The 26,238-nt window shown below is 63.8% G+C and carries 20 protein-coding genes and 1 riboswitch; of the genes, 15 read left to right on the top strand and 5 right to left on the bottom strand.

Translation table 11 applies throughout. The annotated features are described in order from the left end of the window. Positions 1 to 198 precede the first annotated feature (198 nt). The gene (locus VPH40_RS25975) at positions 199 to 666 is read right to left on the bottom strand and encodes a DUF2147 domain-containing protein (protein ID WP_099665508.1); all 468 of its coding nucleotides are present in this window, start codon (positions 664 to 666) and stop codon (positions 199 to 201) included. 114 nt (positions 667 to 780) lie between these two features. After that, positions 781 to 3,588 (bottom strand): valine--tRNA ligase, encoded by a 2,808-nt coding sequence (locus tag VPH40_RS25980; RefSeq protein ID WP_305057786.1) that lies wholly within the window; start codon positions 3,586 to 3,588, stop codon positions 781 to 783. Between the two features lie 170 nt (positions 3,589 to 3,758). Here VPH40_RS25980 and VPH40_RS25985 point away from each other — a divergent pair, with 170 nt between their 5' ends. Both VPH40_RS25985 and VPH40_RS25990 read left to right on the top strand, forming a co-directional pair. Further along, entirely contained in the window at positions 3,759 to 7,574 is a 3,816-nt protein-coding gene (locus VPH40_RS25985) for an ankyrin repeat domain-containing protein (RefSeq protein WP_328574886.1), read from the top strand. A gap of 488 nt (positions 7,575 to 8,062) precedes the next feature. Continuing rightward, entirely contained in the window at positions 8,063 to 9,142 is a 1,080-nt protein-coding gene (locus VPH40_RS25990) for a porin (protein ID WP_328574887.1), read from the top strand. Here the strand turns inward: VPH40_RS25990 and VPH40_RS25995 are convergent. Next, positions 9,139 to 11,223, bottom strand: a complete 2,085-nt coding sequence (locus VPH40_RS25995) for a putative bifunctional diguanylate cyclase/phosphodiesterase (RefSeq protein ID WP_305061029.1) — start codon at positions 11,221 to 11,223, stop codon at positions 9,139 to 9,141. The two genes, VPH40_RS25990 and VPH40_RS25995, sit on opposite strands and share 4 nt — an antisense overlap. A 237-nt stretch (positions 11,224 to 11,460) precedes the next feature. Here VPH40_RS25995 and VPH40_RS26000 point away from each other — a divergent pair, with 237 nt between their 5' ends. The 12 genes from VPH40_RS26000 (at position 11,461) to VPH40_RS26055 (ending at position 22,943) form a co-directional block, all read left to right on the top strand. After that, positions 11,461 to 12,201, top strand: coding sequence for a Crp/Fnr family transcriptional regulator (locus VPH40_RS26000; RefSeq protein ID WP_289906795.1), 741 nt, complete (start codon positions 11,461 to 11,463; stop codon positions 12,199 to 12,201). Positions 12,202 to 12,250: 49 nt separating this feature from the next. After that, entirely contained in the window at positions 12,251 to 14,155 is a 1,905-nt protein-coding gene (locus VPH40_RS26005) for a hybrid sensor histidine kinase/response regulator (protein ID WP_257218745.1), read from the top strand. A 28-nt stretch (positions 14,156 to 14,183) separates the two neighbouring features. Next, positions 14,184 to 14,990, top strand: coding sequence for a response regulator (locus VPH40_RS26010; RefSeq protein ID WP_099665502.1), 807 nt, complete (start codon positions 14,184 to 14,186; stop codon positions 14,988 to 14,990). Between the two features lie 38 nt (positions 14,991 to 15,028). After that, positions 15,029 to 15,283, top strand: coding sequence for a hypothetical protein (locus VPH40_RS26015; protein WP_077399591.1), 255 nt, complete (start codon positions 15,029 to 15,031; stop codon positions 15,281 to 15,283). A gap of 108 nt (positions 15,284 to 15,391) precedes the next feature. After that, positions 15,392 to 15,507, top strand: a riboswitch (TPP riboswitch). A gap of 79 nt (positions 15,508 to 15,586) precedes the next feature. Next, positions 15,587 to 17,500, top strand: a complete 1,914-nt coding sequence (gene thiC / locus VPH40_RS26020) for a phosphomethylpyrimidine synthase ThiC (protein WP_328574888.1) — start codon at positions 15,587 to 15,589, stop codon at positions 17,498 to 17,500. Positions 17,501 to 17,520: 20 nt separating this feature from the next. Continuing rightward, positions 17,521 to 17,724, top strand: coding sequence for a sulfur carrier protein ThiS (gene thiS, locus VPH40_RS26025; protein WP_328574937.1), 204 nt, complete (start codon positions 17,521 to 17,523; stop codon positions 17,722 to 17,724). 25 nt (positions 17,725 to 17,749) lie between these two features. After that, a complete protein-coding gene (locus tag VPH40_RS26030; protein ID WP_099665499.1) occupies positions 17,750 to 18,544 on the top strand; it encodes a thiazole synthase in 795 nt (264 codons plus the stop codon). Beyond that, complete coding sequence (gene thiD / locus VPH40_RS26035) at positions 18,544 to 19,308, top strand: bifunctional hydroxymethylpyrimidine kinase/phosphomethylpyrimidine kinase (protein ID WP_328574889.1); 765 nt, start codon at positions 18,544 to 18,546, stop codon at positions 19,306 to 19,308. Before VPH40_RS26030 ends, thiD begins: the two co-directional genes overlap by 1 nt. Positions 19,309 to 19,318: 10 nt before the next feature. Continuing rightward, positions 19,319 to 19,954 (top strand): thiamine phosphate synthase, encoded by a 636-nt coding sequence (gene thiE / locus VPH40_RS26040; RefSeq protein WP_328574890.1) that lies wholly within the window; start codon positions 19,319 to 19,321, stop codon positions 19,952 to 19,954. A 67-nt stretch (positions 19,955 to 20,021) separates the two neighbouring features. Beyond that, positions 20,022 to 20,654 carry an ANTAR domain-containing response regulator gene (locus tag VPH40_RS26045; RefSeq protein WP_034749164.1) on the top strand — a complete coding sequence of 211 codons (633 nt, stop codon included), beginning with the start codon at positions 20,022 to 20,024 and terminating at the stop codon, positions 20,652 to 20,654. A gap of 126 nt (positions 20,655 to 20,780) precedes the next feature. After that, entirely contained in the window at positions 20,781 to 21,887 is a 1,107-nt protein-coding gene (locus tag VPH40_RS26050; RefSeq protein ID WP_034749160.1) for an S-(hydroxymethyl)glutathione dehydrogenase/class III alcohol dehydrogenase, read from the top strand. Between the two features lie 201 nt (positions 21,888 to 22,088). Then, positions 22,089 to 22,943, top strand: coding sequence for a hypothetical protein (locus VPH40_RS26055; RefSeq protein ID WP_328574891.1), 855 nt, complete (start codon positions 22,089 to 22,091; stop codon positions 22,941 to 22,943). A 13-nt stretch (positions 22,944 to 22,956) separates the two neighbouring features. Here the strand turns inward: VPH40_RS26055 and VPH40_RS26060 are convergent, their stop codons facing one another. Next, positions 22,957 to 23,493, bottom strand: coding sequence for a GNAT family N-acetyltransferase (locus tag VPH40_RS26060; RefSeq protein ID WP_328574892.1), 537 nt, complete (start codon positions 23,491 to 23,493; stop codon positions 22,957 to 22,959). Further along, a complete protein-coding gene (locus VPH40_RS26065) occupies positions 23,478 to 23,750 on the bottom strand; it encodes a hypothetical protein (RefSeq protein ID WP_289919661.1) in 273 nt (90 codons plus the stop codon). Before VPH40_RS26065 ends, VPH40_RS26060 begins: the two co-directional genes overlap by 16 nt. Positions 23,751 to 23,865: 115 nt before the next feature. Here VPH40_RS26065 and VPH40_RS26070 point away from each other — a divergent pair, with 115 nt between their 5' ends. After that, complete coding sequence (locus tag VPH40_RS26070; RefSeq protein ID WP_099665494.1) at positions 23,866 to 26,175, top strand: UvrD-helicase domain-containing protein; 2,310 nt, start codon at positions 23,866 to 23,868, stop codon at positions 26,173 to 26,175. Positions 26,176 to 26,238 lie beyond the last annotated feature (63 nt).

The raw sequence follows: 26,238 nt of genomic DNA on the forward strand, positions 1-26,238 counted from the left end.
CAGGGCGATGGCGTCACAGGCATGCACTATTTCATTTAGGAAACTTCAAGTATGTTCGGTGGCGCGCATAGCTTGCCCGCACGTGGAAATACGCGGGAATGCGAGCAATTCGGACTGGAAAACAACAGGTTTGCCGCAGGGGGAGGGCACAAAAAAGCCGGCGCAGGGCCGGCTTCATCAGGGCAGGGCGTGCGTTGATTACTCTTCGCGCACCCACGTTTGCGAGCGGCCAAACATCGGCACGCCGACATAGCCGCGCACTTGCAGCTTGGTGCCGCCTTCGATCAGCTCGGCCTTGCTCTTGTAGACCTTGCCGCTGGCCGGATCCGTGATTTCGCCGCCCGTCCATTCCTTGCCGTCATATTTCAGGCCGGACAGGATCACCAGGCCGATGATGGGCTGGTCCTTGTTGGCGCCCGTGCACTTGTCGCACTTGGGATTTTGCTCTTCATTCGGGCCGCGGAACAGCTTTTCGATCTTGCCTTGCAAGACGCCGTTGCTTTCCGTGATGACGACGAGGGATTTCGGCTTGCCGCTGGCGTCGTCGATGGTTTTCCACGTGCCGACGGGGGTGTAGTTGCCGTCGCGCGCGGCGGCGCTGCCGGCGATGGCCAGGGCGGCCATCATGATGCTTGCTGTGACGCTTGCTTTGAAAATTTTATGCATTGCTAGTCTCCAATGGTTTTTTTGATCGGGTCACGAACAGTGTATATACCAAGGCAAGACCAGCCATCCTGCGCGGCGTCACGGATGACGCCGCGCAATCCTTCCAAACTTGCCTTATGCGCTGGCTAGTTTAGCAAACTGTTCGCGCAGTTTTTCAATTGTCGCCGAAAAACTGAGCAAACGCTCGTTTTCTTGCGCAACGATGGCGGCAGGGGCGCGCGCGACGAAACTTTCATTGCCCAACTTGCTGTTGACCTTGGCAATTTCCGCTTCGATGCGGGCGATTTCCTTGCCCAGGCGCTCGCGTTCGGCGGCCACGTCGATTTCCACTTTCAGCATCAGCTTGGTGGTGCCGACGATGGCGACGGCCGCAGGCGAGTCCGGCAATGCATCGACGATCTGCACTTCGGCCAGCTTGCCCAGCGACTGGATGTACGGTGCGTACGACGCCAGCGCTTCTTTCTCGCTGGCATTGCCTGCCTCGACGATCAGCGGCACGCGCACGGATGGCGAGATCTGCATTTCGCCGCGCAGGTTGCGCGTCGCGTCCGTCAAGGCTTTCAGCTGCTGCATCCACGCTTCGGCCGATTCATCGATCTTGTCGGTGTTGGCGATCGGATACGGCTGCATCATGATCGAATCGCCCTCCGGCTTGAGCGTCTTGCCGGCCAGTGGCGCCACTGTCTGCCACAGGGCTTCCGTGACGAAGGGGATGATCGGATGGGCCAGGCGCAGCACCACTTCCAGCACGCGCAGCAGGGTGTGGCGGGTGGCGCGCTGCTGGCCTTCCGTACCTTGCTGTACTTGCACCTTGGCGACTTCCAGGTACCAGTCACAATACTCGTCCCACACGAATTTGTAGATCGATGCGGCGATATTGTCGAAACGGAAGTCTTCGAAGCCCTTGGCCACGTCCAGTTCCGCTTTTTGCAGCAGGGAAATAATCCACTTGTCCGCTTGCGACAGATCAACATCATTTGCCGTGCAATCCTTGCCTTCCGTGTTCATCATGACGAAACGGGTGGCGTTCCACATCTTGTTGCAGAAGTTGCGGTAGCCTTCGCAGCGGCCCAGGTCGAAATTGATGTTGCGGCCCAGCGATGCATAGCTGGCCATGGTGAAGCGCACGGCGTCCGTGCCGTAGGCCGAAATGCCTTCCGGGAATTCCTTGCGCGTGGCCTTGGTGATCTTTTCCGCGTCGCGCGGGTTCATCAGGCCCGTGGTGCGCTTGACGATCAAGCCTTCCAGGTCGATGCCGTCGATCAAGTCGATCGGGTCCAGCGTGTTGCCCTTCGACTTGGACATCTTTTGCCCCGTCGAATCGCGCACGAGGCCGTGCACGTAGACGGTTTCAAACGGCACCTTGCCCGTGAAGTGCGCCGTCATCATGACCATGCGCGCGACCCAGAAGAAGATGATGTCGAAACCCGTCACCAGCACGGACGACGGCAGGAAGGCCTTCATGTCCGGGGTTTCTTCAGGCCAACCCATGGTCGAGAACGGCACCAGCGCCGACGAGAACCACGTGTCGAGCACGTCGTCGTCGCGCTTCAAGGGGCCCGTGCTGCCGGCGGCCAGCGCCTTGGCTTCCGCTTCGGCTTGCGTTTTCGCAACAAAGATATTGCCGGCGTCGTCGTACCACGCCGGGATTTGATGGCCCCACCACAGCTGGCGCGAGATGCACCAGTCCTGGATGTTGTTGAGCCACTGGTTGTAGGTGGTGCTCCAGTTTTCCGGCACGAACTTGATTTCGCCGTTGGCGACCTTGTCCAGCGCCGTTTCCGCGATCGACTTGCCTGGGAAGAAAGTGCCTTCCGGGGCCGGCTTGCTCATGGCGACAAACCACTGGTCCGTCAGCATCGGCTCGATGACGACGCCCGTGCGGTCGCCGCGCGGCACCATCAGCTTGTGGGGCTTGACCTGTTCCAGCAAGCCTTGCGCGTCCAGGTCGGCGACGATCTGCTTGCGCGCGGCGAAGCGGTCCATGCCGCGGTACGCTGCTGGCGCGTCGTCCGTGATCTTCGCATCCAGGGTCAGGATGACGATTTGCGCCAGCTTGTGGCGTTGGCCCACGGCGTAATCGTTCATGTCGTGCGCAGGCGTAATCTTCACGCAGCCCGTGCCGAATTCCTTGTCGACGTATTCGTCGGCGATGATGGGGATTTCGCGGTCCGTCAGCGGCAGTTTCAGCATCTTGCCCACCAGCGCCGTGTAGCGCTCGTCCGTCGGATCGACGGCCACGGCCACGTCGCCCAGCATGGTTTCAGGACGGGTGGTGGCCACCGTCAGGAAACCGCTGCCGTCGGCCAGCGGGTACTTGATGTACCACATGGAACCGTCTTCTTCCTCGGACACTACTTCCAGGTCGGACACAGCCGTGCCCAGCACGGGGTCCCAGTTGACGAGGCGCTTGCCGCGGTAGATCAAGCCTTGTTCGAACAGGCGCACGAAGACGTCGGTGACGACTTTCGAGCGCGGTTCATCCATCGTGAAGTATTCGCGCTGCCAGTCGGCCGAGGCGCCCAGACGGCGCATCTGTCCGGTGATGATGGAACCGGATTTTTCTTTCCATTCCCACACTTTTTCCACGAATTTCTCGCGGCCCAGGTCATGGCGCGAAATCTTTTGCGCGTCCAGTTGGCGTTGCACGACGATTTGCGTGGCGATGCCCGCGTGGTCGGTGCCGGGAATCCAGGCCGTGTTGTGGCCCAGCATGCGGTGGTAGCGGGTCAGGCCATCCATGATGGTCTGGTTGAACGCATGGCCCATGTGCAGGGTGCCGGTGACGTTCGGCGGCGGCAACTGGATGCTGAAGGAAGGTTTTCCGGCATCGAGGGTGGCGGTGAAGTAACCGCGCTGTTCCCACTCGGTGCGCCAGAATTGTTCAATGTCGGCGGGCTCGAAAGACTTGGCTAATTCCATGATTTGGCGTGTGATTGGCAAAAGGAACCATTATAAGGGGTGCATAAAGCATGCGCAGCAAATAGCGGCCTTGGATGACCCGAAAAGCCGCGCACGATTGAGCAATATTGCTTCATTGTATTTTTTCTAAGCTATCATCTTTGCAACATTATTTGAAAGTCCAGAAGATCATGAAGAAATTGTGGCAATTGGCCGTGCTCGGCGCCGGGTTGGCTGCCGGGGAAGCATGCGCCGGCGTACCTGAGGGAATGGCGGCTTTCCAGCGCGGGCGTTGCATCGATGCCGTGGCGCAATTGCGGGGACCGGCACTGGGCGGCAATATCAAGGCGCAAAAGGTTCTCGGCGATATCTACCTGGGCGAGGAGCGATGTGCGGACGTGGCGCGCAGCGATGCCGAAGCCGGGCGCTGGTATCTGCTGGCGGCCAAGGGCGGCGATCGCGTTGCGCAGGAGGCACTGGTTTCCCTGTATACGAGCTGGTCGGGCAGCCTGCGCAATCCGGCGCGCGCGCTGCCCTGGCTGCGCAGTCTGGCGTCGCAGGGCGCTGGCGAACCGATGGCGCAACTGGCGCAAATGTATGAACGGGGCGAAGGCGTGCCGGCCGACAAGGTGGTGTCGTATGCGCTCAGACTGCTGGCGCTGCAAGACAAGAAATGGAAGGGCGCGGCCGAGCTGGAGACGTATCTGCCGGCGCGCCGCCGCGCGATGTCGCCGGACCAGGTCGACGAGGCCGTGCGCCTGGCCGGCCGCTGGAAGCGCGGCGCGTCCCTGCCGGCGACGTCGCAGACGGGACGGCGCTCGCCGCAGGACTGGTACCGCCGCGCCGCCGAGGGCGGCGACATGGACGCCGCCTACCAGCTGGGTATGCTGTGCTGCAACGGGGCAGACGGCCTGGATGAAAAGGAGGCCGCCCGCTGGCTGCGCAAGGCGGCCGAAAGCGGCAACGCCAAGGCCCAGCTGCAGCTGGCCACGGTGTACGGCCTGGATCGGGGCGTGCCGCAGGACTATGTGCTCGCTTCCATGCTGAGCCAGCTGGCGGCGGCGGGCGGGGAAGCGGGGGCCGCCGCCGCCGTGGCCGGCTGGGCAAAGGCGATGAACGCGGCGCAAAACGCCGAGGCGGACCAGCTGGCGCGGGCGTGGAAGGTGGGCATGCCGCTGCCGCAGCTTACCGTGCACGGCATGGAACGGGTGATCCATTATGTGCGCGAGGCGCGCGACAAGCTGCCGCCGACGCCCGAGGTGCGAGCGCTGTTCGACGCCGCCAGCGAGGGCGATGAAGCCGCTTTCGGCAAGCTGCTGGCCGGCGTCGCCTCGCCGGGTGCCTACCGGAGCGGCGAGAATACCTTGCTGCACGTCTTGATCTTGCCCGCGTACAGCCTGGTCGAAGCGGAACAGGCGTGGCAGAAGGCGCAACCGCGTCTGGACGATGAGTTGCTGCAACAGATGCAGCGGCGGGCGCACCGCGAGGCGCAACGCGAGCGGCACGCCGCGCTGCTGCCGGCCAGGTTGCGCATGATGACGCTGCTGTTGCAGCGCGGCGTGCCGGTCGATGAAGGCACTGGGGGCAGGAGCGTCGCGCCCCTGCATCTGGCGGCCATGTATGGCAATGCCGCGATGGTGCGCCTGTTGCTGGCCCATGGCGCCGACGTCCGGCACTATGGCGCCGGAAACGACACGCTGGCGCCGCTGGAATACGCACTGCAGCAGGAAGCTGCGGACACTCTGCCGGAATTGCTCGACGCGGATGAGCGTACGGCGAACATGATCGCCTTGCTGGACGCGGGTTCCGGCCTGCCGTATCTGGTGGGCGACCAGCGCATGGCAGAGCTGCGCCAGGCACAGAAGACGAAAGACGGCGCGGCGCGGCCTGCCGAACGGCCGCAGGCCGATGACGTGCTATGGAGCCGCTTGCTGGGCCTGACGCGCGGCACCGAAGTGCTCGATAAAATGCTGGCCACCGGCACCACGCCCGAGATCGACGACAAGGGCAAGTCGCTGTACGCCTACGCCGCCGAAGCGGGCAACGCCGGCGCGCTGGACTGGCTCAAGCAGCGCGTGCCCCGGCATGATGCAAAAGGCAATGACCGCTGGCTCGATGCCGCGATGCGCGCCATGTACCAGCACCAACCGGCGTCCGAGGACGTGCTGCGCCAGTTGGTGATGCCCGGCATGCCGTGGGTGCAAGTCGGCCCCGCAGCCGAAGGGTTGCACATGAGAAAACTGACGACGCTCGATACGCTGCACCTGGAAACGGAGACGCTGCTGTGGCATGCCGTGCGTAGCCAGCGGCCCGACTGGGTCGCCCGCCTGGCCGCGATGGGCGCGCCCGTCGTCAGCGACGGCTATCGTCCCCCCTTGCTCGCGGCCGTCGAAAATGGCGATGCGGCAATGGTCAAGCTGCTGCTGGACCTGGGCGCCGATCCGCTGGGCGGGGAATTCCCCGTCTTGAGGACGGCGCTGAAACTGAAGCCGACGCCGGAAAGCAATTCGGTGCTGACCTTGTTGCTGGCCGCTGTCGCGGCGCGCCAGCCGCCAGCAGACCTCAAGTGGTCGCCGCTGGACGAGGCGCTGCGTTCCGTGCGCGATGCGGCCGGCGTCGAACGGGTACGCCTGATGCTGGCGGCAGGCTTGCCGGCCAGCCAGTTGAGCAATAACGCCGCCATGCTCGCCGTGGCCTCGCCGCAGCGCGCACTGGCGCCACTGTTGCTGGAGCACGGCATGTTGCGGCGCGCCGACGGCGTGCGGCGCGCGCCGGGCGATGCGGCGGTGCTGCGCCAGGCGCTGCGGGCGCGGCGCGGCGATCTGCTGCCGCCTCTGCTGGACCTGGGACTGGACCCGAACTGGCGCGGCGCCAATCAGAAGAGTGCGCTGGAGCAAGCCATCGTCAGCGGCGAGACCGAGGCCATGCGCCTGTTCATCGCGCGCGGCGCGCGGATCGATGACAGCACGGGGCACGCATGGGGCGGCGCGCTGGACCTGGCTGCCGCCAGCCTCGACGCCGATATGCTGGCCCTCGTCACGCGCGGCTCGACGCTGCCGCTGGACAAGGTGTGCCTGCCGGACACGTCGAACCTGGTCAACATCGTCATGAACGCATCCGACGCGTACTGGAACTTGCTGCTCCAGCAGGGTTTTGCCACCGCGCCGCAACAGTGCGAGCACGCCATGGCGCCGCGCCTGATCACCGCCTTTGCCGACGAGCCGGGGGGCATACTGGCCGGCTGGCTGGGCCAGCGCTTTGCCGCGCGCCTGCCGCGCCTGGCCGGCGGCCTGCGGCAACTCTCGCCGCAGGACTGGAGCGCGCTGCGCGCCGCAGGGCGCGACGACATGCTGGCCATCCTGGCGGCCGGCGGCTGGCGGGTGCCGCCGGCCGCGGTTGCGGCCGCGCCCGTACACAAGGACAAGGCTGCCGACCTGGCGCTGCAACGGCGTTTGCCGGGGCGCTATGCGCTGGGGCGCAAGACCGAGGTCGCGTCGCAGATCGTCCTGCGCGCCGACGGGCGTTTCAGCTACGGGATGGTGTATGGCGTCGATGAGCAAGCTGCGCAGGGGCGCTGGTCGGTGCTGGACGGCGAGTTGCTGCTGCAGGGCGATGGGGCATCGCCCGATGCGCCATTTGCGTTGTTGCCGCCGCGCCCGGGCGACGCCACCACCGGCCCGGCCCGCATCATCGTCGAGTATCGCGACGAGGCCGTAGCCGATATCGGCCTGGCGGCGCTGGGCGACGCGCCCGCGTTTGCCAAAGGCGTCAGCGGCAAGCAGCCGTGGCAGGTGCCGTTTGGCGGGCCGCTACGGCATCTGGTGCTGTCCCATCCGGAAGCGGGCATCGCCACGGTGGCGCTGCCGGCCCGGCAAGGTCTGTTGCGTTTTGCGCTGTATCCGCCGCGCCCGGGCATGCGCGATTTCCACGCCGTCATCGGCATAGAGGAGGGCCAGCTGGCCTGGAATCGCGACGGGCAAATGCTGTCGTACGACAAGGTGAAGTAAGCGCGGCCGTCGCCTGGGCAGGGCGACCGTCCCGGCATCGGGAGGGGGCCGTAAGCCCGTGTTTTGGCGGCCTGGCGAGTCGTTTTACTGCAACAGAACGGGGATCAAGGCGCTGCCGATGCTATAATGCCGGCCTCGGCGCCTCCTGCCTCATCCTTGCGGACGGCGCCAGCAGACGCGGTTGTATCAACGTTTCATATCCAACACGCGCCCGCGTCTCAAGGCCAGCGCATCCGCGATGCCAGCCACCTTCAGCGCGTCCCCTTCGGGCCGGGCGCCTGAGCCACGCGCACCGCCAGCGGTGCACCATTCACGGCGGAATACCGTGCGCCATCGTCTTTATCGGCCGCGCCGCCACAGCTTAGCCAGGAATGTTGTTATCTGGCCCGTCGTCTTTCGATACGGCATGTAACTACGGCGCGCCTTGACGCCTGTGGCCGCGCCATGGCCGCGCGCTTTCCCGGTTTTGCCTTTACAAGGAAACCAGCATGAAAAAACTCTCGATCAGTGTCGGCCTCGTTTCGACCATCGCCACCCTGGGCGCCTTGCCTGCCGCCCACGCCCAGTCGTCCGCCGGCCCGTCGTCAGTCACCCCGTCGTCAGTCACCATGTATGGCTTGATGGATGCGGGCCTGGTGCAGGAAGGCGGCGTCAGCAAGCTCACCAGCGGCGTATCGGCCGGCTCGCGCCTGGGCGTGCGCGGCACGGAATCCCTGGGCAATGGCTTGCACGCCGTGTTCACCCTGGAAGCGGGCGTCCTGAGCGACTCGGGCCGCTCCGACCAGGCGGGGCAATTGTTCGGCCGCCAGGCGTTTGTCGGCATCGACAGCCCGCTGGGCATGCTGACCGTGGGCCGCCAGTACAACCTGCAAAGCCAGGCGCTGACCGACGTGGCCGATCCGTTCGAGGGCGGCCTGGCCGGCGCGGCGACCAACCTGGCCGGCTATTCGGCCACGCGCATCGACAATACCGTGCGCTACACCTCGCCGGAATGGCGCGGCGTGACGGGCACCGTCATGTATGGTGCCGGCGAGCACACGGGGATTGCGGCAGATCAACGTTCGCTGGGCCTGGCATTGGGTTATGTCAACGGTCCCCTGACCTTGCGCCTGGCGCGCCAGAGCCGTGCCGGCGAGCCGGGCAAGGCCGACGTGAATAACACCATTCTGGCCGGCAATTACAACTTTGGCGTGGCCACGGCGTTTGCCGGCTATGGCCGCAACACGGGCGATGGCAGCAGCATGTTCTTTGCGGAAAATCCGTACGGCGCGGCGCAGGCGCCGGCCCAGTCCACCGACAGCCGCGACGCCATCGTCGGCGTCTCCGTGCCGCTCGGTGCGACGACCCTGCTGGCCTCGTATGTGCGCAAGGATGACCGCGATGCGGCCAACCGCGACGCGCAGCAGCTGGCCATCGGCGCCACGTATGCCTTGTCCAAGCGCAGCAAGGTGTATGTTGCCTACGCGCATATCCGCAACCGCAACGACGCTGCCTACATGGTGGGCAATGCAACGGAAGTGGGCAGCGGCAACCGCGCCTTCAACATCGGCTTGCGCCACGCGTTTTAAGCGGGCAGCATGTTGCCTTCGAGCAGCAATGTCTCGAAAGCGGCGGCGGCCAGGGGGCGGCTGAACAAATAGCCCTGCATCTGGTCGCAGCCGTGCTGGCGCAGGAAGTCCAGCTGCTGCGCCGTTTCCACGCCTTCGGCGATCACTTTCAGGCGCAGGCTGTGCGCCAGCGAAATGATGGCGCGCACGATGGCCGCGTCGTCCATGCTGTGCGTGATGTCGCTGACGAAGGTTTTGTCGATTTTCAATACGTCGATGGGGAAGTGGCGCAGATAGGCCAGGCTGGAATAGCCGGTGCCGAAGTCATCGATAGACAGTTGCACGCCCAGTCCCTTCAGCTTGGCCATGATGACCGTGGCTTGATCCACGTCATGCATGACCATGCTTTCCGTCAATTCCAGTTCCAGATGGGCCGCGGCGAGTCCCGTGTCCGCCAGCGCTTGCGCCACCGCGTGCAGCAGATTCTTTTGCTTGAATTGCCTCGCCGACAGGTTGACGGCCAGGCGCAGCGGGCCATGGCCGGCCAGCTGCCAGGCGCGCGCCTGGGCGCATGCCGTGCGCAGCACCCAGTCGCCGATGGGCGTGATCAAGCCCATTTCCTCGGCCAGGCCGATGAAGCTGGCCGGCGGAATCCGTCCCAGCTGCGGGTGGGTCCAGCGCAGCAGCGCTTCCATGCCCACCACCGTGCCGCTGGCCAGGTCCAGCTGGGGCTGGTATTCGAGGTGGAATTGCCCCCGCTCCAGGGCGTGGCGCAACTCGCTCTCCAGTCCCAGCCGTTCCAGGGTGCCCGTATTCATGCTCGCGGCATAGAATTGCCAGTGGCCCCGTCCCTGTTCCTTCGCGCGGTACATGGCGATGTCGGCGTGCTTGATCAGCGTGTCGGCATCGTCGCCATCGTCGGGATACACGGCCACGCCCATGCAGCAGCTGAGGAAAAATTCATATTCGCCCAGTTGCAGCGGTTGCGTCACGGCGTCCTGGATGCGCTGCAGGATGGCCACGCCCGGTTCGCCATTGCCATGCTGGGGCAACAGCAGCACGAATTCGTCGCCGCCCAGGCGCGCCACGGTGTCGACTTCGCGCGTCGCGTCGCGCAGGCGCTCGGCCACGCTTTTCAGCACCAGGTCGCCCGCATCGTGGCCCAGGGTATCGTTGACGAATTTAAAACGGTCGAGGTCGATGAAAACCACCCACAGGGGCAGGCCGCTGCGCCGCGTCACGGCCATCGCCTGCTCCAGCCTTTCGCGCAGCAGGGCCCGGTTGGCCAGGCCCGTCAGGATATCGTGCCTGGCCTGAAATTCCAGTTCCTGTTCGAAACGCATGACGGTGCTGATGTCGTATTGCGCTACGACAAAGTGGCTGACGGGGCCATCGCCATCGTCGCGCACGGGAGCGACGAACAGCTCGCTCCAGTAGCAGCTGCCATCCTTGCGGAAATTGCGCACGATGGCCTTGCCTTCGCGCTGTTCGCGCAGGGCCGCCGTAATGGCGTGCATGTCTTGCCGCCCTTGCTCGGGACCTTGCAAGTCTTCCAGACGCTGGCCGATGACTTCGCCGGCCGCATAGCCGGTGATGCGTTCGAAGGCGGGGTTGACGTATTCGATCAGGTAGCCGGGCGCGTCGGCGCTGCACAGGATGATGGCATTGGCCGATACTTCGATGATGCGTTCGCGCAGCCGCAGCGACTTTTCATTGTGCATGCGCGCGGCGATGTCTTCGGACAGGCGCAAATTGGCAAACTGCAGCGCCGCCGTGCGTTCGCCCGTGATGCGGGCAATCACGGAATTGCGCGACACCAACTGATACACATACGCGGCCGCCAGCAGGCTCGACAGCAGACCGCCCAGCAGCACATACAGCGAGCCGCGGTGGTTGGCGTCCAGACCCATGCCTTTGGCCGGCAGCAGGGCGGCGCCCAAGGTGTGCGCGCTGGCGTGGTACTGCAGCAGCAGCCGGGTGCTTTCCGACTCGATCTGGCGCGCCGAGGCGTAGCACAGGGCCGTCAGACACAGTCCGAACGCCAGGGTGAGCAGGGCCGAAGTGGAAACGGAAATGGAGATGCGCTTGAAGAATGATTGCATGGTGACGTCCCGTGGCAGCGCCGGTGCCGATCCATGATCAGGCAGGCCGGGCAGTGACTGACTGTAGGGCGGGCGGCGAAATACCGTCCGTTCGCTACCGAACGGACGGCCATGCCGGCAAGAAATATAGTCGGGGCACCGTGCCAGCGCTGTGTTACGCTGCACCACATGGCGGCCCTCGTTCGGACGCCTTTCATCGATCCCCTAGCTGACGACTGGAAACCAGGAAACCTGCCCATGTCGAGTCCGCATGCCCAGCTGCACAACCCGAATCAAAACCATTTGCTCGCCGCCATGCTCGACGCCGATTTCGCGCGCCTGGCCCCGTACCTGGAGCAAGTGTCGATGCTGCTCGGCGACGTGATCTACGATTCGGGCGACAAGCTGCAGCATGTGTATTTTCCCACCACGGCCATCGTTTCCATTCATTACCTGCTGGAAAACGGCGGTTCGTCGGAAATTGCCGGTGTCGGCAATGAAGGCGTCGTGGGCGTGTCGCTGTTTATGGGTGGCAACTCGACACCGAGCCGCGCCGTCGTGCAGACGGGCGGCGTCGGCTACCGGCTGAAGGCGCATTTGCTGATGGAAGAGTTCGACCGCGCGGGGCCCGTCATGCGTTTGCTGCTGCGCTATACGCAGGCGCTGATCACGCAAATGTCGCAGACGGCCGTGTGCAACCGCCACCATACGGTGGAGCAGCAGCTGTGCCGCTGGCTGCTGCTGACCATGGACCGCTTGCCGAACCGCGAGCTGACCATGACGCAGGAGTTGATTGCCAACATGCTGGGCGTGCGCCGCGAAGGCGTGACGGAAGCGGCCGGGCGCCTGCAGCAGCGCGGCTTCATCAGCTACCGGCGCGGCCATATTTCCGTGCTGGACCGCGCCGGCCTCGAAGGCCATGTGTGCGAATGCTATGGCGTGGTCAAAAAGGAATTTGCGCGCCTGCTGTCGGACGTGCGCCAGCGCCAGGCTTCCTGAAGACCGCACTGCCTCGTATTCTTATCGTTGTCATAGCCCGGGCTACCTCATGCAATCTGTCGAAAACATTCCCCCGCGCGCACCGTCGCGCTGGCCCATGGCGCTGGCGTTTTCCTTCAGCGCCGTCGCGCTGCTGGCCGTCGGCGTGCTGGCCTGGCGCGCGCCGTTCGAGACGGCTTGCGTCATCGACGCGTTGGTCTTCTTGCTGCTGATGCTGCTCGTGGCGCTGTACCGGCGCACGGTGGCGGCCAGCCTGCCGCGCCAGCTGCTCAAGGCGGGCGCCTTGCAGGATGCGATCTTCAACAGCGCCAATTTCTCGTGCATCGCCACCGATGCGCAGGGCGTGATCCAGATTTTCAATGTGGGCGCCGAACGCATGCTCGGTTATGCGGCGAGCGACGTGGTCGACAAGCTGACGCCGGCCGGCATTTCCGATGCGCAAGAAATCGTCGCGCGCGCGGCCGCCCTCAGCGCCGAACTCGACACCGTCATCACGCCGGGCGTGGAAGCGCTCGTCTTCAAGGCCACGCGCGGCATCGAAGACATCTATGAACTGACCTACATCCGCAACGATGGCAGCCGCTTCCCCGCCATCGTTTCCGTGACGGCCTTGCGCGATGCGCAGAGCAAGGTCATCGGCTACTTGCTGATCGGCACCGACAATACGGCACGCAAGCAGGTCGAGGCGGAACAGGCGCTGCTGGACCAGCGCCTGCGCGAACAGCAGGCGTACACGCGCTCGCTCGTCGAGACCAATAATGCCGAATTGAAGAAGGCGCGCCTGGTGGCGGAAAAGGCCAACCGCGCCAAGTCCGAATTCTTGTCGAGCATGAGCCACGAATTGCGCACGCCCCTGAATGCCGTGCTGGGCTTTGCGCAGCTGATGGCGTCCGACGTGCCACCGCCCACCGTGCCGCAGCAGCGCTCGATCGAACAGATCCTCAAGGGCGGCTGGTATCTCTTGCGCTTGATCAATGAAATCCTCGACCTGGCCATGATCGAATCGGGCAAGGTGACGTTGTCGCAGGAAGCGATGTCCCTGCTCGACGTGCTGCAGGATTGCCAGGCGATGATCGCGCCGCAGGCGGAAAAACGCGGCATCAGCCTGCATTTCCCCCGCTGCGGCGAAGCCTACTTCGTGCATGCGGACCGCACGCGCGTAAAACAGGTGATGATCAACCTGTTGTCGAACGCCATCAAATACAACCAGGGCGGCGGTTCCGTCACCGTCGACTGCAGCCAGCGCGGCGCCAAGGTGCGCGTCAGCGTGCGCGACAGCGGCGCCGGCCTCGATGCGGGGCAGGTGGCGCAGTTGTTCCAGCCTTTCAACCGCCTGGGACAGGAAAACAGCACGGAAGAGGGCACGGGCATCGGCCTCGTCGTCACCAAGCAGCTGATTGAATTGATGGGCGGCACCATCGGCGTCGACAGCACGGTCGGCGTGGGCACCACCTTCTGGTTCGAGCTGGCCGCCAGCAGCGCGCCGGCACTGATGCTGGGCGACGGCGACGCGCTGCCGCAGGCGCAGGAGGCGCAGGAAAGCCAGCGCACCTTGCTGTACGTGGAAGACAATCCCGCCAACCTGGCGCTGGTCGAGCAATTGATCGCCCGCCGCAGCGACTTGAAGCTGCTGACGGCCATCGATGCGCACCTGGGCATCGACCTGGCGCGCACGTATCAACCGGACGTGATCTTGATGGATATCAACCTGCCCGGCATCAGCGGCTATGGCGCTCTGCATATCCTGCACGACGATCCGCTCACGAAACATATTCCCGTGATGGCCCTGTCGGCCAACGCCGTGCCGCGCGACATCGAAAAAGGCCTGGAAGCGGGCTTCTTCCGTTACCTGACCAAGCCGATCAAGGTCGTCGAATTCATGGATGCGCTCGACGTGGCCCTGCACCACGCGGCCGCGCACGGCCTGGCCGACGACACTCATGCAGTACGCTAATTCAGCATTTATTTTTAGGAATACCGCCATGCTTCAAGCCACCGAGATCCTGAACGCCAGCATCCTCATCGTCGATGACCAGGAGGCCAACGTCATGCTGCTGGAACAGGTGCTGCGCAATGCCGGCTATACGCGCATCACCTCCACCATGGACCCGCAAGCCGTGCGCGCGCTGCACCAGCAGCACCGCTACGACCTGATCCTGCTCGACTTGCAGATGCCGGAAATGGATGGTTTTGAAGTCATGGAAGGCTTGCGCGACCTCGAGGCGGGCAGCTATCTGCCCGTGCTGGTCATCACGGCCCAGCCGGGCCACAAGCTGCGCGCGCTGCAGGCGGGCGCCAAGGATTTCGTCAGCAAGCCCTTCGACCTGGTGGAAGTCAAGACGCGCATCCACAACATGCTGGAAGTGCGATTGCTGTACCAAAAGCTGGCCGAATACAACAAGTCGCTGGAACAGATGGTGGAAGTGCGCACGGCGGAGCTGCGCGAAAGCGAAGCGCGCTTCCAGCGCTTCACGGAACTGTCGTCCGACTGGTACTGGGAGCAGGATGCGCAGGGCAACTTGACGCGCTTTTCCGGTCCCGTGGCTGAAATGCTGGGCATCGGCAGCGAGGAAGAGCCGCAGCGCTGGAACGCGGCCGAACGCGCCTTGCTCGACGCCAAGATTGCCGCAAGGGAACCGTTTCTCGACTTTATCTACAGCCGCGCCAACCTCGACGGCAGCACGCAGTATCTGCAGGTGAGCGGCGAACCGATGTTCGACACGGGCAGCCGCTTCATCGGCTACCGCGGCATCGGCCTCGATGTCACGGAGCGCCATCGCAGTGCCTGATTTATACTGGGCGCCATCGATACAGACGAGGAAAAATCATGACTGACAAATCTCCCTCCTACTGGTTCCCCGCCAAGACCTATGGCTGGGGCTGGGGCTTGCCCATCACCTGGCAGGGCTGGCTGGTGTTCCTGGCCGCGCTGGCACTGTTCGCCTGCGGCGCCTTCCTGTTCCCCCCGCAAACCATGCTGGTCGGCTACATCGTCTATGAAGTGGCCATCGTTGCCGTGCTCATTTTCATCTGCCAGCTGAAGGGCGAACCGACCAGCTGGCGCTGGGGCAAGAAGAAATAAGCGCGCTGCCGTCTGTTGCAATGCAGCAGATGCGCAAAGACGACACCTGCAAGAAATCATCTGGCCACGCGGCGCGAACCGCGTATAATTGGCTCGCTGCCGCAAGGCGGCAAACGCTAGGGGTCCTGCCTTTCGCTGTGGAAACACGGTGCAAGCGCGGGTGAGAAATACCCTCCGAACCTGATCTGGATAATGCCAGCGAAGGGAAGCTTTAGGATGACTGCACCCCGCTTTTCCGCGTGCGCAATTCCGAACCTCCTTAGCTGGCTCCAGGCTTAAAAATAGTCTAGCCAAGGAGCCAAAATGAACGCCAACCCGAAATTCCTCTCCGCCACCGCCACGGTCGACGAAGCCGCCATCGCGCCGCTGCCCAATTCGCGCAAGATTTACGTGCAAGGCAGCCGTCCCGACATCCGCGTGCCTATGCGCGAGATCAGCCAGTCCGACACGGAAGCGTCGTTCGGCGGCGAAAAGAATCCGCCGATCTACGTCTACGACACGTCCGGCCCGTACACGGACCCGGACGTGAACATTGACATCCGCTCCGGCCTCGATACGCCGCGCCTGCCATGGATCGTGGAGCGCGCCGACACGGAAGAATTGCCCGGCCCCACCTCCGACTACGGCATCGCCCGCCTGGCGGACCCGAAACTGGCCGAGCTGCGTTTCAATTTGCACCGCAAGCCGCGCCGCGCCATTGCCGGCAAGAACGTGACGCAGATGCATTACGCGCGCCAGGGCATCATCACGCCGGAAATGGAATTCGTCGCCATCCGCGAAAACATGCGCCGCCAGGAGTATTTGCGCGAGCTCAAGGCTTCCGGCCCCATGGGCGAGCGCCTGGCCGACCTGATGGGCCGCCAGCATCCGGGCCAGTCCTTCGGCGCCAGCATCCCGGCAGAAATCACGCCGGAATTCGTGCGCGAGGAAATCGCCCGCGGCCGCGCCATCATCCCCGCCAACATCAATCACCCGGAAGTGGAACCGATGATTATCGGCCGCAATTTCTTGGTGAAAATCAATGCGAATATCGGCAATTCTGCCGTGACGTCTTCCATCGGCGAGGAAGTGGAAAAGATGACCTGGGCCATCCGCTGGGGCGGCGATAACGTGATGGACTTGTCGACCGGCAAGCACATCCACGAGACGCGCGAATGGATCGTGCGCAACAGCCCCGTGCCCATCGGCACCGTGCCCATCTACCAGGCGCTGGAAAAGGTCAATGGCAAGGCGGAAGATCTGACTTGGGAAATCTTCCGCGACACCCTGATCGAGCAGGCCGAGCAGGGCGTCGATTATTTCACCATCCACGCGGGCGTGCTGCTGCGCTATGTGCCGATGACAGCCAAGCGCCTGACGGGCATCGTTTCGCGCGGCGGCTCCATCATGGCGAAATGGTGTCTGGCGCACCACCAGGAATCGTTCCTCTACACGCATTTCGAAGAAATTTGCGAAATCATGAAGGCGTATGACGTGTCGTTCTCGCTGGGTGACGGCTTGCGCCCCGGCTCCATCTACGACGCCAACGACGAAGCGCAGCTGGGCGAACTGAAAACCCTGGGCGAGCTGACGCAAGTTGCCTGGAAGCACGACGTGCAAGTGATGATCGAAGGTCCGGGCCACGTGCCCATGCAATTGATCAAGGAAAACATGGACTTGCAGTTGGAACAGTGCGGCGAGGCGCCGTTCTACACCTTGGGGCCGCTGACGACGGATATCGCGCCCGGCTACGATCACATCACCTCGGGCATCGGCGCGGCCATGATCGGCTGGTATGGCACGGCCATGCTGTGCTACGTGACGCCGAAGGAACACCTGGGCTTGCCCAACAAGGCGGACGTCAAGGACGGCATCATCACGTACAAGATCGCGGCGCACGCGGCCGACCTGGCGAAAGGCCATCCGGGCGCGCAAATCCGCGACAACGCCCTGTCGAAAGCCCGCTTCGAATTCCGCTGGGATGACCAGTTCAACATCGGCCTGGACCCGGACAAGGCGCGCGAATTCCACGATGAAACCTTGCCCAAGGATTCGGCCAAGGTGGCGCATTTCTGCTCCATGTGCGGCCCCCATTTCTGCTCGATGAAGATCACGCAGGAAGTGCGCGAATACGCGGCCGGCATGGGTATCGCGGAAGACAAGGCGCTCCAGCAGGGGATGGAGGTGAAAGCCATCGAATTCATCAAGAACGGCGCCGAGCTGTACCGCAAGGTCTGAAGGAGGGCGTGATGACTGCATTGATCGACATCACGCTCAACGGCGCGCCGCACCAGGTGCCGCCGGGGCAAACCCTGAACCAACTGATCGCCGCGCTGTCGCTGGAAAACCAGGCGCTGGCGCTGGCCGTCAACCGCAGCGTCGTGCCGCGCAAGGCGTGGCACGACCGGGTCCTGGAAATTCAAGACCAGGTGGAAATCGTACGCGCCATTGGCGGCGGTTAAGTTGAGAATAGACAAGGAAACGCACATGAATACCGCAACAAACAACGACCTGCTGACCATCGCAGGCAAACAGTATCGATCGCGCCTGCTGGTGGGCAGCGGCAAGTACAAGGATTTGCCGCAGACGCGCGAAGCGACGGACGCGGCGGAAGCGCAGATCATCACGGTGGCGATCCGCAGGGTGAATATCGGGCAAGATCCGAACGCGCCCAGCCTGCTGGACTTCGTGCCGCCCGACCAGTACACGATCTTGCCGAACACGGCCGGCTGCTACAACGCCAAGGATGCCGTGTACACCCTGCAACTGGCGCGCGAACTCCTGGGCGGGCGCAATCTGGTGAAACTGGAAGTGCTGGGCGATGAAAAGACGCTGTTTCCGCACATGCCGGAAACCCTGGTCGCGGCCGAAGCGCTGGTCAAGGATGGCTTCGACGTGATGGTCTACTGCAGCGACGACCCCATCCAGGCGAAGATTCTGGAAGACATCGGCTGCGTGGCCGTCATGCCGCTGGCGTCACTGATCGGTTCGGGCATGGGCATCTTGAACCCGTGGAACTTGTCCTTGATCATCGACCAGGCGAAAGTGCCCGTACTCGTCGATGCGGGCGTGGGCACGGCGTCGGACGCGGCCATCGCCATGGAACTCGGTTGCGATGGCGTGCTGATGAATACGGCGATTGCCGGCGCGCGCGACCCCGTGCGCATGGCGCATGCGATGAAACTGGCCGTGCGGGCCGGGCGCGAAGCGTTTTTGGCGGGGCGCATGCCGCGCAAGTTCGCCGCCTCGCCTTCGTCGCCGATGGCGGGCCGGCTGGCGTGATGGCGCTGCAACGTCGCACCGTGCTCGTGTTTGCCGGCGCCGACCCGTCGGGCGGCGCCGGCATCGCCGCCGATATTCTAGCGATTGCGGCGCAGGGCGCGCATGCCTTGCCCGTGATCACGGCGCTGACGGTGCAGGACAACGACCGCGTGTTTGCTGTCGAGCCCGTGGCGCCGGAATTGCTGCGCCGCCAGGCGCAGGCGTTGATCGCCAAGGTCGCCATCGATGCCGTGAAAATCGGCATCCCCGGCAGCGCGGCGAATGCGGCCGTCATCGCGCAACTGATCGCCCAATTGCGGTTGTCCCGCCCAAGCTTGCCCGTCGTGCTCGATCCCGTGCTGGCCAGCGGCCATGGCGACGTGCTCAGCCGGGACGACGCCGTGCTGGCGCTGGCGCCCTTGCTGCCCGTGACGACCGTCATCGTACCGAACGGGCCGGAAGCGCTGGCCCTCGGCGGCGCAGGCAACTTGCGCGCGCAAGGCTGTGGACACGTGCTGGTGACGGGCGGCCACGGCGACGGCGAGGAGATCGTCAACCGCTGGCTGGACGGTGACGGGCGCGCGCGCGAGTGGCGCTGGCCGCGCCTGCCCGGCGAATTCCACGGCAGCGGCTGCACGTTGGCGTCCGCCATCGCGGCGCGCCTGGCGCTGGGCCAGGCATTGCCCGAAGCGCTTGATGGCGCGCAAAGCTATTGCCATGCGGCCTTGGCCGGCGCGTATGCGATTGCGCCAGGTCAACTCATGCCGCAACGATTCATTGAATAAGGAAAACATCATGCGTGGACTGTATCTGGTCACCCCGAACTGGGATGACACCGACCGCCTGCTCGATATCACGGAGCAGGCTTTGCATGGCGGTGTGGCCCTGCTGCAATACCGCCACAAGAGCGCCGACGCGGAGCAGCGGCGCGAACAGGCGGGCGCCTTGCTGGCCCTGGCCCGCAAGTATGGCGTGCCTTTCATCATCAATGATTTTTTCGAGCTGTGCGAAGAGCTGGACGCGGATGGCGTGCACGTGGGCGGCACGGACGCGTCCGTGGCGCAGGTACGCGCGCGCCTGGGCAAGGACAAGCTCGTCGGCGCTTCCTGCTATGGCGACATGGCCCTGGCGCGCACGGCAGCAGAGGGCGGCGCCAGCTACGTGGCCTTCGGCGGCTTTTATCCATCGCTGGTGAAAAAGTATCCGGTGACGACGCCCCTGGATATCGTGCTGCAGGCTAAACGCGAGATCGCCTTGCCCTGCGTGGTGATCGGCGGCATGACGTGGGAGAACGCGGCGCCGCTGGTGGCGCGTGGCGCCGACATGGTGGCGGCGATCAGCAGCGTATTTGCCAAGGGATCTCAGGCGGACGATGTGGATATTGCAGTGCAGCAATTCAATCTGCTGTTTGCGCAGGCAGGGGAGGCGTGAGGGGGCGGATTTGGCGAATAATCGGCATATAATAAGGGCATCATTCATTACCGAGGTCCCTTTACCCATGAGTCAGCCAGCCGCCGCGAAACGCCTTATCCTGATCGTTGACGATGACCAGCTCCTGTTGGAATTCCTTGGCGAAGTCCTGCGCCATGCCGGCTACGAGACGGCCCTGGCCCATTCGGCCGAAGTGGCGCTGCAGCTGATCGCCCAGCGCGAGCCTGACCTGGCCTTGCTCGACATCCACATGCCGGGCATGTCCGGCCTGGAACTGGCCAAGCGCCTGCACGGCGAAACGGCCGTGCCATTCATGTTCCTGTCCGGCAGCGGCGACAGCGAATCGGGCAAGCAGGCGGCCGCCTACGGCGCCGTCGGCTATGTCGTCAAACCCGTCGACGAAGGCCGCTTGATGCCGGCGTTCGAAGCGGGCCTGGCGCGCGCCGATGAAATCCGCCAGCTGCGCCGCACCGAGCTGAACCTGAACGCGGCCCTGGCCGCCGGCCGCGAAACGAGCCTGGCCGTCGGTTTGCTGATGGGCAAGTTCCAGACGGACCGCAACACGGCGTTCGAAGTGTTGCGCGACCACGCCCGCTCCAGCCGCCGCAAGATCAATGAAATCGCCAGCCAGCTGCTGCTGGCCGAGGAAACCCTGAACGGCTTGCACGGCGCGTTTTTGAATCGCGCGAAAACCAAGTAAGAGTTTCAAGTAAGTGTTTCAAGTAAGCGTTGCACCGGCGCCGGCGTGGCACGTCGACGCCTGCCTTGTTATTATGTGACGATACGGCGCGCTGGCGCGCCTGGTTCAACCATACACAGGACACACATGAAAACCAAAGCAGCGATTGCATGGAAGGCGGGCGCGCCTTTGACCATCGAGGAAGTCGACCTGGCCGGCCCGCGCGAGGGCGAAGTCCTGGTCGAGATCAAGGCCACCGGCATTTGCCACACCGATTACTACACCCTGTCGGGCGCCGATCCGGAAGGCATCTTCCCATCCATCCTCGGCCATGAAGGCGCGGGCATCGTCGTCGACGTGGGTCCTGGCGTGAAAAGCCTGAAGAAGGATGACCACGTCATCCCCCTGTACACGCCGGAATGCCGCCAGTGCAAATTCTGCCTGTCGCAAAAGACCAACCTGTGCCAGTCGATCCGCTCGACCCAGGGCCGCGGCCTGATGCCGGACGCGACGTCGCGCTTTTCCATCGACGGCAAGCCCATCTTCCACTACATGGGCACGTCCACCTTCTCGAACTACATCGTCGTGCCGGAAATCGCCCTGGCGAAGATCCGCGAAGACGCGCCCTTCGACAAGGTCTGCTACATCGGCTGCGGCGTGACGACGGGCGTGGGCGCCGTGTTGTTTACGGCCAAGGTGGAAGCGGGCGCCAACGTGGTCGTGTTCGGCCTGGGCGGCATCGGCTTGAACGTGATCCAGGCGGCGAAGATGGTGGGCGCCGACAAAATCATCGGCGTGGACATCAACCCGGCGCGCCAGGCCATCGCGCGCAAGTTCGGCATGACGCATTTCGTCAACGCCAACGAGGTGGAAAACGTTGTCGATACCATCGTGCAGCTGACGGACGGCGGCGCCGACTATTCGTTCGAATGCATCGGCAACACCACCACGATGCGCCAGTCGCTCGAGTGCTGCCACAAGGGCTGGGGCCAGTCCATCATCATCGGCGTGGCGGCGGCCGGCCAGGAAATTTCCACCCGTCCGTTCCAGCTGGTGACGGGGCGCGTGTGGAAAGGTTCCGCTTTCGGCGGCGCGCGCGGCCGCACGGACGTGCCGAAGATCGTCGACTGGTACATGGAAGGCAAGCTCAATATCGATGATTTGATCACACACAGGCTGAAGCTCGATGATATCAATCAAGGTTTCGACTTGATGAAGAGCGGTGAATCGATCCGTTCCGTCGTGCTGTACTAATGAATTGAAATTTAATTGAAATACGCCGTACCACGGCGTTTTTGCGGAGGCTGCGGCCTCCGTTTTTTTTTGCCCGGCATGCCATCCATCGCCGGTGTTTGCCATCCAGGCAGGTCTTTTTGCAGCCTGTCGCACGGCGCTGGAGGCCAGGTCCGCTTGCCGCTACAGTCAACGCTCCACTACTTTTGCGACGAGGCAGCCATGACCACTTCCCATCGTTTGATCCTCAGCCTGGCCGGTATCCTGCTTGGCGGCAGCGCGCTGGCCGTGCAGCCGCCGCAACCGCCTGCGCCACCGGCCCCGCCGGCCGCACCCAGCGTGCAGGTCAGCCGTTCGCTCGACAAGGGCGAAAGCTATGCGCTGGTCGATGGCACCAGGGATAGCGAGGGCGTCATCGTCGTCGACAGCGATATTCACTCGGAGCAGGTGGAAAAACTCAAGCGCTCGATCAAGGGGCCGTTCCTGTGGTTCCGCGACCAGGGGCAGGCCTATGTGCTGCAGGATGCTGCCTTGCTGGGCAAGGTGCGCACGGCATGGGAACCCTCGAAACAGCTGGGCAAGGAGATGAGCGCGCTTGGCGATCAAATGGGCGCGCATGGCAAGGCCATGGGTGAAATGGGCCGCAAGATGGGCGCCCGCAGCCTGGAAAAGGGCAGCGCGCGCGAGTCGGAACAGCTGCGCTTGCTGGGCCGCCAGCAGCAGGAGCTGGGCCGCAAGCTCGGCGACGCTTCGCGCCGCCAGGCGCTGGCGACGAGCGACACGGCGCGGCGCGCGGCCGAGCGCGACGTGGAAAGCCTGCAACAGCAGATGGAAGATGCGCAGGACAAAATGGAAGAGATCAACGACCGCATCGCCGACGTACACGAGCGCGAGGCCGAGAAAATGGAGCAGATGTCGCGCCAGATGGAGCAGCGCGGCAAGCCGATGGAAGCGCTGGGCAAGCAAATGGGCGACCTGGGCCGCCAGCAGGAAAAAGTCGTCAAGATCGCGGACAAGACCACGCGCCAGGTGATCGCCCAGGCGCTCAGCGAGGGCAAGGCCAAGCTGGTGCGCTGAAGGATGTGCTCAATTAGCAGGCCAGTGGCTTGCGCATCAGGCAGCGAAGCGCCGGATCGTGTCCGTCCTGCGCTTCGCGCGCCAGCTTGAGCGCGTGGCCTGCGCCCAGCGCCGCGGCCCCGATTTCGCTGAAACCATGGCGCGCATAGTAGGGTGCGTTCCATGGCAGGTGGCGATACGTGCTGAGCGTCAGGCAGGCGCAGCCCAGCGCCCGGGCATGGGCCGCTGCCGCGTCGAGCAAGCGGGCGCCCACGCCCTGCCGTTGATGCGGCAGGGCAACGGACAATTCCACGATGAACAGTTGCCCGTCGAGCGGTTCGGCGGCCAGGAAGCCTGCCGGCGCAGCGTGCCCATCGGCGGCCACCCATACGCCGCCCTCGCGCTGCAGCGCCTGTAAGGTGCTCAATGGTAAGGATTCTCCCTGCGCCAGCCACGCCAGTCCGGGGCCGGCCTGCGCAAACAGGGCCGCGGCGCTGCGCTCGACCTGGGCCAGCAGGGGCAGGTCGGCGCTGCTGGCTGTGCGGATGGCGTACTTCACGGTGTATGCCACGCGGCAGCCACGGCGCGGTATTGCGCCGGCAACTGCCTGGCGTCGTCCTCGCTGGCATATGCGTCATCCTGCACCGTGTCCCAGCGCGCGTCGCAGCTGAAACGGTAGACTTGCGCTTCGTCCCCGTAGCGGCATACGGCCAGGCCGTGGATGGCGATGGGGGCGGCGCCATCTTCAGCGGCAACATGGCCGAAAGGCAAGTCGGACCAGGCCCAGGCCAGTACGCGGGCGCCGTCGAGGTGGCTGGGAGGTGTCATGGGCGTTGTTTCCATCGGCTGTGCAGTGATGCCGATTGTAGCGCGCACGCGGCGAATCCGGCGCGACCGCTGGACAAATGCACAGTATTTTTAGCCATGCCGGTATAATCACGGCATGCAAAATCTTCTTCACAACCTCAATCCCGAACAATTGGCTGCCGTCACCTTGCCGGCGCAGCATGCGCTGATCCTGGCAGGCGCCGGTTCGGGCAAGACCCGCGTGCTGACCACCCGCATCGCGTGGCTGATCCAGACCCAGCAGGTATCGCCGCCCGGCATCCTGGCCGTGACGTTTACCAACAAAGCCGCCAAGGAAATGCTCACGCGCCTGTCGGCCATGCTGCCGATTAACACGCGCGGCATGTGGATCGGCACCTTCCACGGCCTGTGCAACCGCTTGCTGCGCACGCACTACCGCGACGCGGCCTTGCCGCAAACGTTCCAGATCCTCGATTCGCAGGATCAATTGTCGGTGATCAAGCGCTTGTTGAAGGCGAACAATATCGATGATGAAAAATTCCCGCCGAAGACGGTGATGTATTTCATCAACAACGCCAAGGACCAGGGCTTGCGCGCCACGGACGTGGAAGCGTACGACGCGCACGAGCGCAAGATGGTCGAGCTGTACCAGCTGTACGACGACCAGTGTCAGCGCGAAGGCGTCGTCGATTTTGCCGAATTGCTGCTGCGCACGTATGAATTGCTGAGCCGCAACCAGCCCTTGCGCGAACACTACCAGGCGCGCTTCCGCCATATTTTGGTGGACGAGTTCCAGGATACGAACAACCTGCAATACAACTGGCTCAAATTGCTGGCCGGCCACGGCAGCCGCGATGGCGGCGCCCTGTTTGCCGTCGGCGACGATGACCAGAGCATCTATGCGTTCCGCGGCGCCAACGTGGGCAACATGAGTGCCTTCGAGCATGAGTTCCAAGTGAAGAACTTGATCAAGCTGGAGCAGAACTACCGCTCGCACGGCCACATCCTCGACAGCGCCAACGTATTGATCGCGAACAATAGCAAGCGCCTGGGCAAGAATCTGCGCACGGACGCGGGCCATGGCGAGCAGGTGCGCGTGTATGAAGCCAGTTCCGACTTGCAGGAAGCGCAATGGATCATCGAAGAGGCGAAAAGCCTGATCGCCGATGGCGCGTCGCGCAGTGAAATCGCCATCTTGTACCGCTCGAATGCGCAGTCGCGCGTGATCGAACACGCGCTGTTCTCGGCCGCCATTCCCTACCACGTGTATGGCGGCCAGCGCTACTTCCAGCGCGCCGAGGTCAAGCACGCAATTGCTTATTTGCAATTGATGGACAATCCGCACAACGATTCGGCCTTCTTGCGCGTGGTCAATTTCCCCACGCGGGGCATCGGCATGCGCTCGATCGAGCAATTGCAGGCCGCGTCGGAACAGTACGGCATTTCGCTGTATGCGGCCGTGCCGTACGTGGCCGGCAAGGCGGGCAGCGTGCTGGCCGGCTTCGTCAAGCTGATCGAAGGCGTGCGTTTCGAAACGCAGCAATTGTCCTTGCCGGAAATGGTCAGAGTGGTGCTGGAAGCGAGTACCTTGCTGCAACATTATCAGAATGAAAAGGAAGGCGCCGACCGCATCGAGAACTTGGAGCAGATGGTCAGCGCGGCCAGCCAGTTCATTTCCGAAGAAGGTTTTGGCCAGGGCGCGCCCGCGCATTTGGGGCCAGCCGCCCAGGCGCAGTCGGGCGCGCCCGTCGTCAACCAGGATGGCATCGAAATCCTGGACGCGGACGCGCCGCTGCCGGCCGTGATGTCGCCGCTCTCCGCCTTCCTGTCGCACGCGTCGCTGGAAGCAGGCGATAACCAGGCGCAGGCGGGCCAGGATGCGCTGCAGATGATGACGGTGCACTCGGCCAAGGGCCTGGAATTCGACAACGTGTTCATTACCGGCCTGGAAGAGGGCCTGTTCCCGCACGAAAGCAGCTCGAAGGAAGACAACGGCGTGGAAGAGGAACGCCGGCTGATGTACGTGGCCATCACGCGCGCGCGCAAACGCTTATATATGAGCTTTTCGCAGACGCGCATGCTGCACGGCCAGACGCGCTACAACATGAAGTCGCGCTTCTTCGACGAATTGCCGGAAGAATCGCTGAAATGGCTGTCGCCGAAGGTGCAGGCGAACTGGTTCGGCAACCGCAAGTCGGCCTGGGACGAGGCGCCGAAGCTGGCCAGCCTGGGTTCGGACAATGCGATTGCGCAAAAGATCGCGCAAAAAGCCACGGGTGGCGGCTGGCGCATCGGCGAATCCGTGGCGCACGCCAAGTTCGGCGAAGGCGTGATCGTCAATATCGAAGGCGGCGGCGGCAATGCGCGCGCGCAAATCAACTTCGGCCAGCACGGCATGAAGGTGCTCGACCTGGGTATCGCCAAGCTGGAGCGATTAGGGCGTTGAGACACGAGCGGCCATAAAAAAGGGCAGCCTGCGCAGGCTGCCCTTTTTTCATGCGGCGTGAAA

It is taken from the genome of Janthinobacterium sp. P210005 (assembly GCF_036231865.1).
Taxonomy (GTDB): domain Bacteria; phylum Pseudomonadota; class Gammaproteobacteria; order Burkholderiales; family Burkholderiaceae_D; genus Janthinobacterium; species Janthinobacterium kumbetense.